The 11,826-nt window shown below is 43.2% G+C and carries 12 protein-coding genes; 4 read left to right on the plus strand and 8 right to left on the minus strand.

What is annotated here, in order from left to right; genetic code table 11:
* Window positions 1-5: 5 nt before the first annotated feature.
* The 4 genes from D5I41_RS01210 to D5I41_RS01225 are packed head-to-tail and all read right to left on the minus strand — an operon-like array spanning window position 6 to window position 3,962.
* Window positions 6-725 carry an ABC transporter ATP-binding protein gene (locus D5I41_RS01210; protein ID WP_119008113.1) on the minus strand — a complete coding sequence of 240 codons (720 nt, stop codon included), beginning with the start codon at window positions 723-725 and terminating at the stop codon, window positions 6-8.
* Between the two features lie 11 nt (window positions 726-736).
* A complete protein-coding gene (locus tag D5I41_RS01215; protein WP_119008114.1) occupies window positions 737-1,954 on the minus strand; it encodes an ABC transporter permease in 1,218 nt (405 codons plus the stop codon).
* Entirely contained in the window at window positions 1,944-3,173 is a 1,230-nt protein-coding gene (locus D5I41_RS01220; protein WP_119008115.1) for an ABC transporter permease, read from the minus strand. Before D5I41_RS01220 ends, D5I41_RS01215 begins: the two co-directional genes overlap by 11 nt.
* Window positions 3,174-3,176: 3 nt before the next feature.
* Window positions 3,177-3,962: an outer membrane lipoprotein-sorting protein gene (locus tag D5I41_RS01225; protein WP_119008116.1), complete on the minus strand. Its 786-nt coding sequence runs from the start codon at window positions 3,960-3,962 to the stop codon at window positions 3,177-3,179.
* A 493-nt stretch (window positions 3,963-4,455) separates the two neighbouring features.
* Here D5I41_RS01225 and D5I41_RS01230 point away from each other — a divergent pair, with 493 nt between their 5' ends.
* The gene (locus D5I41_RS01230; RefSeq protein ID WP_119008117.1) at window positions 4,456-5,397 is read left to right on the plus strand and encodes a porin; all 942 of its coding nucleotides are present in this window, start codon (window positions 4,456-4,458) and stop codon (window positions 5,395-5,397) included.
* Window positions 5,398-5,549: 152 nt separating this feature from the next.
* Window positions 5,550-6,170 carry a glutaredoxin domain-containing protein gene (locus D5I41_RS01235; protein ID WP_119008118.1) on the plus strand — a complete coding sequence of 207 codons (621 nt, stop codon included), beginning with the start codon at window positions 5,550-5,552 and terminating at the stop codon, window positions 6,168-6,170.
* Window positions 6,171-6,249: 79 nt separating this feature from the next.
* On the opposite strand, the gene D5I41_RS21485 is transcribed toward D5I41_RS01235, so the two are convergent.
* The 4 genes from D5I41_RS21485 to D5I41_RS01250 form a co-directional block, all read right to left on the minus strand.
* The gene (locus D5I41_RS21485; RefSeq protein WP_268978182.1) at window positions 6,250-6,384 is read right to left on the minus strand and encodes a hypothetical protein; all 135 of its coding nucleotides are present in this window, start codon (window positions 6,382-6,384) and stop codon (window positions 6,250-6,252) included.
* 292 nt (window positions 6,385-6,676) lie between these two features.
* Complete coding sequence (locus tag D5I41_RS01240; RefSeq protein ID WP_119008119.1) at window positions 6,677-7,024, minus strand: hypothetical protein; 348 nt, start codon at window positions 7,022-7,024, stop codon at window positions 6,677-6,679.
* Window positions 7,025-7,039: 15 nt separating this feature from the next.
* Complete coding sequence (locus tag D5I41_RS01245; protein ID WP_119009204.1) at window positions 7,040-8,380, minus strand: peptidoglycan DD-metalloendopeptidase family protein; 1,341 nt, start codon at window positions 8,378-8,380, stop codon at window positions 7,040-7,042.
* 168 nt (window positions 8,381-8,548) lie between these two features.
* On the minus strand, window positions 8,549-9,178 hold the full coding sequence (locus tag D5I41_RS01250) for a hypothetical protein (RefSeq protein WP_119008120.1): 630 nt from the start codon (window positions 9,176-9,178) through the stop codon (window positions 8,549-8,551).
* A gap of 377 nt (window positions 9,179-9,555) precedes the next feature.
* On the opposite strand from D5I41_RS01250, the gene D5I41_RS01255 reads away from it, so the two are divergent.
* Both D5I41_RS01255 and D5I41_RS01260 read left to right on the plus strand, forming a co-directional pair.
* Window positions 9,556-9,798 carry a hypothetical protein gene (locus D5I41_RS01255; RefSeq protein WP_119008121.1) on the plus strand — a complete coding sequence of 81 codons (243 nt, stop codon included), beginning with the start codon at window positions 9,556-9,558 and terminating at the stop codon, window positions 9,796-9,798.
* 299 nt (window positions 9,799-10,097) lie between these two features.
* Window positions 10,098-11,762, plus strand: coding sequence for a mechanosensitive ion channel family protein (locus D5I41_RS01260; RefSeq protein WP_119008122.1), 1,665 nt, complete (start codon window positions 10,098-10,100; stop codon window positions 11,760-11,762).
* The last annotated feature ends 64 nt before the right edge of the window (window positions 11,763-11,826 follow it).

Below are 11,826 nucleotides of genomic sequence, written 5' to 3' on the forward strand. Positions count from 1 at the left end.
TTTGCTCACTCAGCCATTGGAATCAAATGGGGACGATAATCGGGATTTAAGCTGTCTTCGGTCACTGCGCCGTCATCAATCACTATCACCCTAGCGGCTCGCGAGATAACCCTTGGATCGTGAGTTGAGAAGATAAACGTCGTGCCCTCAGATTCATTGAGTTGCTGCATAATATCCAGTAGATCGGCGGTGCTTTTCGCATCAAGGTTGGCGGTGGGCTCGTCTGCCATTACGAATTTAGGATTAGGTGCTAATGCCCTTGCCACTGCGACCCTCTGTTGCTGCCCGCCGGATAACTGAGAGGGTCTCTTATGCAAATGACTGCCCAAACCCACTCTCTCTAGTAACTTACTGGCACGAGCCCTACTCTCTGACGCTGTTGCCCCTTGCAGTTGCATAATGAACTCGACGTTCTCCAGTGCAGTCAGCACCGGCAGTAAGCTGTAGTCCTGAAAAATGAATCCCACTTGGTCACGGCGAAATTGAATCTTCTCTTTCTCACTCAAACTGGTAATAACAAGATCATCTATCTTTACTTCACCTTTTGTTGGCGTATCCAACCCCCCTAACATATTGAGTAAGGTTGTCTTGCCCGATCCTGAAGGCCCCATCACCGCAACAAACTCTCCTTGCTCGATGGATAAATCCACTTTCTTAAGAGCATCCACTGGAAAGTCAGTGTTCGGGTTGTAGATTTTCGTTAACTTACGCACTTTGATCGTCATGGCTCGCTCGCTCAATGTTTATCATTCATTGCTTGGATTGGACTTTGCTTAATAATTTGCCTAGCTGGATACAAGGCTGAAAGCACGCTCACCAACAAAACGGAAAATGCTAAAGTAATGTATTGGGAAGACGTCACTTGTGGGTAGAACACGGTATCGATACCAAACTCAGCAAGCCCTTCGGATGCAATGCTGAGATCAATGCCTGTTGTTTGTAAAATATCGGTAATACCAAGCGCCAGAAGCACGCCAACACCTGCGCCAGTGAGCCCTAAAAAGACCGCCTCTAATACGATCAACCCTCTTACTTTCTCTGGCGCCATTCCGACCGCCATCAGCACGCCAAACTCCTGTGTGCGCTCAAATACCGACATGAGCATAATATTAATGATCCCAAGCCCCATAGCTGCCACAAAGATAACAAGGAGCAGATAGTTAAAGGATTGCATGCTCGATATGAGCGTCTTTAAGTAAGGTTGCAGAGTCTGCCAGTCTTCTACACTCACCTCGGCGTTTAGCAGATCAGAAAGCCTAATCGCCAATGCAGGGGCGAGTTGATAGTCCTCCATGGCAATCGCTATTTCGTGGATACCAGAGACTCCCGTGAACTCAGTGAGGTCGGACTTTCTGACAAACACGCTATTGTCATCAAACGAGGCGCTAGGGCTAATAAAAATCCCTTTAACCCGAAAAGCACCACCGGTCACCTCACCATGAGTGTCGCTAAAGGTCAGTACAACCTTAGACCCAAGCTTCAGTTTCAATCTATCAGCCAGTTTGTTTGAAAGTACGATAGGGCTTCGTCCTTCTGCGCTAAGCCATTGCCCCGCTACAAGCTTGTCTTTTATGGGCGTAACTTGCGCTTCTTGCTCTGGTAATACACCCAATATCCTTATCCCTCGATTGGCCCTGGCTGATGCGATCATTCCAGTAACTATATGTCTTTCGCTATAGCCTGTGACAGCACTCTCACCACCTATCAACGCCTGTATGGACTCTGTATCGTTTATAACGAGATTGACATCAGGTTCTAGGGAGTAATCTGGGTGGTGAATTTGAATCGCATTGGTTTGCCATTGAATCGCGTTGCCTAACATATTGGTCATCAAACCCGACATGAAGCCAATCATTAAAATTACGCTAAGTACGCCAATGACAATTGCTAATAATATGGTTGAAGTACGAAGTGGGGTTCGCCATAGGTTTCTCCAGGCTAGCTTAATGAGCATGGAACCCTCCCTTGAGTCCAGAAACCGCATCGAGCCTCATCACCCTCCACATTGGATACACCAAACAAATCATGGTTATAGCCGCCACTATGACGATTTGCTCTTGAAACAAAGCAGGGTCTAGCGAAACGGGCATCACGGGCTCATATCCCATGTCCAACATCGCCTGGGCCATCTCGCCGGCTAAGCGTATTGGTTGATGGAAGAAATAAAGGAGTAAAGGCGAAGCTGTCAATACCCCTACCGCAATACCTAACAAACCAATCATGCTGGATTCAATAACGATTAACCGAAGTAACTGAGCTCGAGCCATGCCGGTGGCAAGCATCACAGAGAATTCTCTCAAACGCTCTAGAGTCATCATTAGCAAGGTGGCAAACAGAGCAAAGCCAACAACAATGTACAATAAATACATCATAACGAGGCCTCCTACTCTATCTAAGACAATACTTTGTTCAAGCTCTGGGGATAGATCTCGCCAATCACGTATGGATACGCCCTCGGGATAAGCATCACTGAGTTGTTGTATAACGAAGGGCAATTTAGAAAGGTCGCTCAACCCAATAACCCATGAGGTCACCTGATTTCCCGCGCTAAACAGCTTTTGAGCATCAATCAGCGAAAGATACACCTGCTGGTTGTTCATCTCCTTTATGGGGTAATGAACAATGCCTTTGATCTCGAAAAGCCCTGCCGCCATTTGCCCGTGATGGCCTTGTCCATAAAAGACAATATCATCTCCAACCGTGAGTCCAAGATACTGGGCGACACCCTCGCCAACTATCACGCCAGTGGCGTCCTCTGACCAATACTCTCCCTTAATAATGCGCTCGCTCAGATTGGAATAGGTATCCTCTAAACTTGGGTTAATTCCTGAAAGCATTACGCCCTTTGAACGCTGGTCGCTGGCCGCCAATATAAAGCTATCTATACGAGGCAATAGGTAATCAATAGCGTCAACTTGACGGATATCAGAGATAAACTCATCTGAAGCGGGCAATAGCTCATCAATGCTATTGTTCTCTTTGTACTCAGGATTTTGCAATTGAACAACACCCGTACCCATCTTAGCGCTATTTAAGATATTGTGGGTGTACTGCCCTTCTTGGAAGGCTCGCATGACCAGCGACAAAAATAGCGTCAACGCAATCGCGGACGCCGTTAGAATGGTCCTACGTTTTTGACGCCAGATATTCCGCCATGCTAAGCGCAATAACATGCGTTAATCTCTCAATGCGCGCATTTGACTCTGAGAGAAAAATGCGTCATCAATATCAAAATCAAACTGGGCGGCGTGAATCTTTATTTCAGTCTGATGTCCCTCTTTATCCGCAGGTATCATGGACATTCTCGAGGCGACATTGCGGCCTCCCATGGGCTTGATATCAAAGGTTTTCATCGTGTTGACGAGTTCTGCAAATTCATCGTAAAACTCTACCTTACGCTGTAATAAATTATCCTTTGATATCCACAATCGAACTTTGTCCCATACCACCGGAGCATCCGGTTTTGCACTAGCATCAATGACGTAGCACTCTACGCCGTCGAACTCTTCACTGCCAGTAAACGCATGTTGATAGTCCACCACGATAGAACTTTGGTTAATTAAGTCATCATTAGTAAAATCAGAGCCCATCCAAGATTGTCCTAACATTGATGGCGCTATTTTTATGACTTTTTCAATGCTGGGAATCCAGTTCCACATTTCATTGTGACGCTTGAGTGAGGCACTGCCTTTATCTTTCGCTGGTGCGGTGACGAGTACCAAGGATAAATCTAAGCCCTTACTCCAGGATTTCATACTCATACTCCGAGTCCAGGTCGGGCGAGTGATGGTCATCGTCATTTCGCTGTATCCAGATTCACCTCGCATTTGTTGATCGGATAATCTAACCACTTCAGAGGCGGACATTGTATTTGCAATGACAGGCACGGAAGGAAAAAGTAGTACCAACCATAAACCTAATAACGGTAGCAAAACTCTTTTACTAGAGTCTCCGAAGCGCATATTCTTTCCCCAAGATCCTTGTTGGTGATAGATAAAGTAAATACCAATTTCTCAGGCTACGCTCTGACCCCGCTCATGAACTGTTCAATACACCAAAACCAATGCGTGATGGAGATCACAAATGCCCTCAATTACTTGAACTGAAACAGTTTTTTCTCTGTGGAATAAATGCCTACACGTTTTCACATCAAAAAATGTCCGACATTCCAATCTGATATCGCAACACAATTTTCTCTAGTTGTTTAATTTCAAAGACTTAACATTACAGCGTCCCATATACGCACCATTGCGCTCACAGTTTTACTTGTAAAAACAATAGGTTAAATTCCAATCAATTAATAAAACTGCCATGAATTCGTAACCTAGTCGTCATTTTTGAGTCATTAGACATTCATATTTGGAATCTAAATTAGTCGCAAATCAAACGGGCAAACGGCCTAGATAATTAACTTCTGAGTGCGAACTCATTTTAAACACTATAGGAAATTCCAAAATGAAAAAGGCAGCGTTAACTACTGCGATTCTTGCTGTAATGGCTTCTGGTTCTGCAGCAGCAGCAACAGTTTACAAGGACGACACTTCTGAGCTGAAAATCGGTGGTCGTGCGGAAGCTCGTTTCAACATTTCTGACAATAACAAATCGGCTGATGACAGCGCTTTTGCAGACAAATCTCGTGCTCGTCTAAACATCGTCGGCAAATCTCAAATCAACGATAGTTTGTACGGCTTTGGTAAATACGAAGCAGAGTTCGATACTGATTCAAAGATCACAAACCGTTACGCGTTTGCAGGTCTTGGTACTAACTTCGGTGAGTTCTCTTACGGTAAGCAAGACTCTGCTCAGGTAATGCTGACAGACATCACAGATACCATGGCAACGTTCGGTGCAGATTCTGCCGACATCGTTGATGGAAACAAAGACAAGCGTGCTAACAACTTTTTATACGCTGGTGAGTTTGGTGGTTTCGATATCCAAGCTAACTACCTAGCAAACGACGAGAAAGATACAGACAGCTACGGCATCGCTGCTATGTACGGTTTCGATTTTGGTCTTGACCTAGGTCTAGGTTACGTTGGTCAAACTAACGGTGACGATGATGACAGCCAGATCAACTTTGCTGCTCAATACACTATTGCTGACTTCACTGTTGGTGGCTTCTACGGTCTAGGTTCAGTTGCAGACGAAGACGTTAACGCGTTTGAAATCTCAGCACTATACAAGCTAAACCAGTGGACATTTGTTGCGGTTTATAACTACAACGACGTAGATACTGCTATCAAGCAAGTTATTACTGGTCTAGATGAAGTAGACAACTTCGCTATCGAAGCTGTGTACAAGTTCAACGGCAACCTACGTACTTACGCAGGCTACAAGTTTGAGCAAGTTGACAACCAAGATGACCAAATCCAAGCGGGTATCCGTTACGATTTCTAATCCGACCTTCAGTTAACTCTGACAAGTCCTTTTGGCCGAGCTTTATGCTCGGTCTTTTTGTTTCTGATAAAAAATGAAACTTATCTGAAAGATTTTCCTTAACAATATGTTCTACTGTAATAAGAGACGCATATCGCACAAGGAAACGCATGATGAGCAAGCCAATCAAAATCACTCTATATCGCTGGGCCGGAAGCTGGGGACCGTTCAAGGTCAATATCCCTTGTGGCGAGTGCACATTAACGAAAGACATCCTAAAAGATACCTTTAAAAATGAGCTTGCTGATGTAGACGTGGAGCTTGAGGTAAAGGATTGGTTGAGTCATTGGTGGGAACCTTTGAAACTCGGTGCATGGCACGCCCCGATTTTAGTCGTCGAAGGTAAGGTAATCAGTCAAGGTGAAGCGTTAAACCGAGGCGTTTTAGTACAATCTGTGATAGCTGAGTGGACAAAGCGCGACGATTTACAAGGCAATATTGTGTATGGTAAAGCGACCTGCCCATATTGCGTAAAAGCCAAAGAAATGCTCGACCAAGCAGGCGTTCCCTACATCTATCATGATGTAGTCAAAGACAGTGCGGCGCTTTATAGAATGATCCCTGAGGTTAAGGCTCACATCGGCCAAAAAACTCCAGTGACGGTTCCTCAGATATGGATGAATGGCAACTATATCGGTGGCGCCGATAACCTGGAAAAGTGGCTACCTACTAAGGAAAACACTGTCATTCCTAATAATGTCGTCGATATACCCGCTAGAGCCGGTAATGACTGAGAAACCCAAAAACTAAAAAAGGCGCTGATAGATAACTATCAGCGCCTTTTTTCAATTCCGTTTGCGTTTTTGGTAACGCTTACTTCGCTAGTCTCTTCATCAGCTTTTTAAACATTGAAGGTTTACGACGAACAATAGCGCTATCAAACTGAGATTCAATTGCTTTACGCGCAAGCTGTTGGCCAATTAGCATACCACCAAAATCATTGTTCATATTCCCACCCAAAATGTAATTAAATTTCTTTTCTGGGGTAATTGTAGCGCTGAATGAGACAAAAACAAGACATTCATCACATAAATATGTAATTTATTTTCATTACCGATTGAATTTCAACCGAAATTTAAAGATAAAGTGACATACGAAACCTAATAGCTATTAATAATCAATAACTTAAGGATTTTACATCGTCATCCTTAATATTGTACTAAATTTACACAAGTAGGCTATAAGACAAAAAAAATCCGCCTAAGAGGCGGATTCTTCTTAATGAGTATTTGTCTTATGATCAACTGCGCTTTGGTTGCTGATACGTTTTACCCGCTAGTTGGTAGGCGTCACGTTGCTTAACATCAAAGTAAGCATCAAAGAACCAAGCGACAAAACGGATCACGTGCTCATCTGTATTCATGATGTGCTCTACAAATTCTTGCAGGTCATCACCTTCTTGTTGTGTAGTCACATGATATACACGTTGCTCACCATCAACCTCAGCAACTGCAAACTGCCCCTTAAGTGATAGCGCAACCTCAGAGACTTCTTCATACTCACACTCTTGCAATAGCAAAAGGGCAGAAGGAAGATCAGCACATTGGCTGGCTGATTTTACGAGTTGCTCAAACTCATTCTGGTTCATTCAAATTTACCTAGATTAAAGTGATTCTTGTTGCTTATTATTCTGCGGATCATTTTGACTCGCAAGCAATACTTCTTGTTCCTTCATCATTTGCAGTAAAGCATCTCGATTTGCTGCAAATTTAGCCATTTCCGCCTTTGGCACAGATTCCGCCATCGGTATATTTGCGGTCATTGCATTCACAGGACGGTTTCGAATCAGCAACTCGTAATGAAGGTGCGGTCCTGTCACTCGGCCAGTGGCGCCAGATAAACCAATCTGTTGCCCTCTTTTCACCTGTTGTCCTTTCTTGACTTGAATACGGCTGAGATGGAGGTAACGCGTTTTATACGTCGAACCATGCTCAAGTACGATGTATTTGCCGGCATAAGGGTGATTACGAACCATAATCACTTTACCGTCACCCGCAGCCATTATAGGTGTACCGACACCTACACCAAAATCAGTGCCATTGTGCGGCGATACTCTGCCGGTCACTGGATGAAGTCTATGAGGATTAAAACCCGAAGTAATTCTATGGCTTTTAACTGGGTAGCGCATAAAGGCACGTTGTAGGCTCTCACCATTTTCGTCGTAATACTGCCCATCTGTATGTAGATATGCACTAATGACTCGGCCTTGATTGAAGATGTTAATCGCCTCTATCTCGCGGCTACCTGTTTCTTTACCATCTACCGTTTGCACTTTATGAACGATAGAAAACTTGTCACCCGCGCGCAGGTCACGCGTGAAACTCATCTTGTCTTTCAAAAGGTCAGTAACTTCTCGTATCTCATTGATGTTCATCCCCAACTGATTCGCCGATTGAGAAAAACTGCCATGAACATTGCCAACTAAAGCCGCTGTTTTCCATTCTCCTTCAATAGACACATCTTTGAAGGTATAGGCTTCATCATCGACACGAGTAAACTGCACCTTATCGGCTGGGTTAAATTCCAGCTCCATCTTATCTAATGCACCAGATGCTTCGTCTATCCAAAACGTCAATTTATCGCCAGGACGCAATGTATCAAGGGACAGGTGGTTTAAATCTTCTTCCATGATGCTAAGAAGACTTTTATACGAAACACCCAATTTGGCAAAGATAACACTTAGGTTATCGCCTTTTTTAATGGTGTAACTGTAGGTAGGTCTAGCCTCTATTGCACCACTATTTTCAGCTGATTCGACAGCAGGCATTGCTGTGCTTTCTATATTGAGATCTACAAATTTACGCTCACCTTGAGACTGTGACCATACTGCACTAACGCCAAAAATTAATGGCAAAATCAACAGGGCCTTTTTGAGTCTTGACCGAGATTGTTGACTAAGTTGATTAAGCTTGAACACCAAGTTACCTACTAAAATAATCTGTATGAACACGAAAACATTAAGCATGTTGTCATGTTCACTATCTATAAATGACGAGCTTTGAAGCTCAAACTAAACGTCTATCTTCCTAAATGGGCAAGTAGCACGGCCTTGGTAATCGTGTTTTGATGAATCCATTCCGTAGATAGTTAAACAACACATACCCACAAAAGTTCAATCTCTTTGTTCGAACAGGTGCGTTCCAACGATGGAGAACTTTTTACTTATCAGCTCATTAGGCTCATCTGACATGGCTTGCTCCAGTGCATGTTGCTTGAAGCTAAGATTGACTGCCCCCCCTTCAAGGGATAAAGATTTAATCTCAATTCGATCGCCAAGGAACAGCTCTTGTATGACTGAGAAATGTTCTCCTTGTTTTTGATATACACCAAGGTAATAAAACGCACCACTACCAGAAGTTGTTACAATAGAAGGCACGAGCCAAAGCGTTGGATGCAATCCATCTTGCTTCACCTCGCATATCCAGTGCGTATCAAGTAACAACTTCCCATAAACTTGATTGTAAGAGTAATCAGACTCATACAAGTAAGGATCCGCAGAACCACGGCGAAATAACAGGCTAGAACGAATGCTCACATCTACCATTGCGCCAGGCTTGACCATTATGGTTCTAGGTAGATTAAAACCCGTTTTCTCACACTGACTTTCCAAAACCACATATTCTGGTTGGCCAAAATCAATCCCATCCCTATAGTGACGCTTGGCGTGAGCGTTTGTTATTCCTACTGATAAACTCGCTGCTAGCACCGAGCAAACCGTAACAAACTTTATAATGTTCGACATATAACTAAACTAACCTAATCCCTGTCCTGAGCTATCCGTATGTGCACATTACTGTGAGCCGCGTATTCTAACAGGCTATACGGGGTTTTATAACTGACTTTTGTCAATCTTTGATTGCATAGCAAAACGCGCTTAAACGCTTGGCGTGCCTAGCCTCTCTAAGTTATTGTCATACGGTGAAATACTCTTATTTATCACCGCACCGGCTTCTTTCGAACAACCCTCTCAATTCATCATTTGAAATGATTTAAATATTTCTGAAACCTTACTGTAATCATTTATTCATTTTTTTCTGTTTAAATTCATCAGCAAAATCTCAAATTCAAAGCTGTGATTGTGGGTACCTGTTGCAAGCTAATGCAAAACTAAGAGACAAAATGGAAGATCTAAAACTAGGAATTGATGTCATTAGAGACCAGAAATCGGTCGAATATCACTGGGTTAGAACAATGTATGTGGAAGGCTATTCTGAACAACAAATCGATCACTATATCAATCAATGTTTTGGGGGTGATTCTGTATTTGCACACCTATTTAGAAAAGTCGCTTTGCATCAAGAAAGTGTGTATGTATTGATGCAGCACTTAGGTCACGCCCCATCAAATATTGAAAACATCTAATCCGCTTTAGTGGAGATGCTCACCATCAGGCATCTCCATTGCCATAACTCATCACTGTTTAAAAGAATAGATAACCCTTTTGCCGATTCACCCATCATCAGTTCCTTAGCCTCTGTGCACCATACCTACGAGCAAATCAGCCCCACCCCCTATGTTGTGACAAGTTATGAGACCCAACTTATGCAACCTTCATCAGACGATGTGCAACATATTGCCCTCATTCGATGCAGAGTTATGTATTACACTCATATATAACAACAGCTTAAACAAAGACTGACTTAGGTCTTTTCGAGAGAACTATGGGCATATTTTCTTACCGACACCGAATACTCGTTACGATAGCACTGTTTGCAATGACCTTTGCTTTGAGTTCGTATAGCTTTGCACAAGACCAAACTAAGCCGCCTACACGTTCAGAACAAGAACTAAAAAAAATCAATAAAGAGCTAAACGAGCTCACTGATACTCTGGCTATATCCAGTGGAGAAACAACAGATGCATTGCAACTTAAGCTGTTTCAAAAGAATGAACAACTACGAGCATTATTAGCGACTGCGGTAGGCCAAGATTCTCTCCCCAAACAAGAACTGATCAGTCAGATCGAGCTACAAAAGAAATATTCAAAGGGGGCGACCGATTATCTAGAAGATAAAATCAAAGAACTTAACCTCAAGATTGACGCTGCGAACAATGAAGAACGTTTGTCTTTGATCAATGAGTATCAAGAACTGCAGCACTACCTCAACACAGTGATCAAATCCAGTTGGCAAAATATTACCTGGCTACAAAGACTGGGCCTAGATGACAGCGACCGTGAAGAGCAATTAAGAGTAGGTATAGTGCACCGCCTGCGTTTGACCTCTGCTTCAGTTGAGTATTTTAGCCAGCAAATTGGAGTCATTGGTAAGCAACTCTCGGTCAGCCCAGAATCGGAAAAGGCAGGTTTGCAACTTAGTCAGTTAGTGGTAAAGCAACGCATGACCATCGCAATCGAGAGTTTGAGCACGCTAATAACTGTTGCAGACCAACTTGACATCGATACCTCAGAGCACAAACGTCTACTGTTTGAAGTTACCGGCAGCATTACTCAAGACCTACTTGACGGCAAAGTGATCCTGACAATTCTGTCTCACTGGTCTACCTCTGCTTTGGAGTGGTTCAGTACCACCGCACCACAACACCTATTTCAACTGTTTATCTTCGTTCTTCTTATATTCATTACCAGAATCGTGGTGAAGTTAGTCCGACAAGTCATCAAGAAAACGGTATCAACCAAAAACTTAAATATCTCGCATTTAATGCAAGACTTCTTTATTGGCATATCCGGAAACATAGTGTGGATCATTGGCATTATGATCGCTCTGTCACAGTTAGGGCTTAATCTCGCCCCTGTGTTAACTGGGTTTGGTATCGCCGGAGTCATTATTGGTTTTGCTCTTCAAGATACGCTTTCAAATTTTGCAGCCGGTATGATGTTGCTTATCTATCGACCTTTCGATGTCGGTGATTTTGTATTCGCTGGGGGTGTAGATGGCAAGGTAAGTCACATGAGCTTAGTCAACACTACCATCAAAACATTTGATAACCAGATCATCATTATTCCTAACGGGAAGATCTGGGGGGACGTAATAAAAAACGTAACCCACGAACGTCTACGACGAGTAGATATGGTGTTTGGTATTGGTTATGCCGATGATTTGCTAAAGGCCGAAAGAATCCTAACAGAAATCGTTGCCTCCCATCCCGCCACTCTAAAAACCCCAGAGCCAAACATTCGTGTTCATACCCTCAACACTTCATCGGTAGATTTCATCGTACGACCCTGGGTAAAAACCGATGATTATTGGGATGTCTATTGGGATATAACGAAAGAGGTAAAATTGACCTTTGACCGAGAAGGGATTTCGATCCCTTTTCCACAACAAGATGTGCATTTGCACATGGTGGAAAAATCAGAGTCTTAACCGTAGGGCGCTTATTGAAGGGTTTATCAATAGTATCAAAATAATCCTTTGAGCATAAAAAAGG

Source organism: Vibrio superstes (genome assembly GCF_003569005.1).
GTDB classification, from domain to species: domain Bacteria; phylum Pseudomonadota; class Gammaproteobacteria; order Enterobacterales; family Vibrionaceae; genus Vibrio; species Vibrio superstes.

Coding starts and splice junctions, on each gene's coding strand:
- D5I41_RS01255 (WP_119008121.1), top strand. CDS start 9,556: ATGGAAGATCTAAAACTAGGAATTGATGTCATTAGAGACCAGAAATCG.
- D5I41_RS01240 (WP_119008119.1), bottom strand. CDS start 7,024: ATGAACCAGAATGAGTTTGAGCAACTCGTAAAATCAGCCAGCCAATGT.
- D5I41_RS21485 (WP_268978182.1), bottom strand. CDS start 6,384: ATGAACAATGATTTTGGTGGTATGCTAATTGGCCAACAGCTTGCGCGT.
- D5I41_RS01215 (WP_119008114.1), bottom strand. CDS start 1,954: ATGCTCATTAAGCTAGCCTGGAGAAACCTATGGCGAACCCCACTTCGT.
- D5I41_RS01235 (WP_119008118.1), top strand. CDS start 5,550: ATGAGCAAGCCAATCAAAATCACTCTATATCGCTGGGCCGGAAGCTGG.
- D5I41_RS01260 (WP_119008122.1), top strand. CDS start 10,098: ATGGGCATATTTTCTTACCGACACCGAATACTCGTTACGATAGCACTG.
- D5I41_RS01225 (WP_119008116.1), bottom strand. CDS start 3,962: ATGCGCTTCGGAGACTCTAGTAAAAGAGTTTTGCTACCGTTATTAGGT.
- D5I41_RS01230 (WP_119008117.1), top strand. CDS start 4,456: ATGAAAAAGGCAGCGTTAACTACTGCGATTCTTGCTGTAATGGCTTCT.
- D5I41_RS01250 (WP_119008120.1), bottom strand. CDS start 9,178: ATGTCGAACATTATAAAGTTTGTTACGGTTTGCTCGGTGCTAGCAGCG.
- D5I41_RS01210 (WP_119008113.1), bottom strand. CDS start 725: ATGACGATCAAAGTGCGTAAGTTAACGAAAATCTACAACCCGAACACT.
- D5I41_RS01220 (WP_119008115.1), bottom strand. CDS start 3,173: ATGTTATTGCGCTTAGCATGGCGGAATATCTGGCGTCAAAAACGTAGG.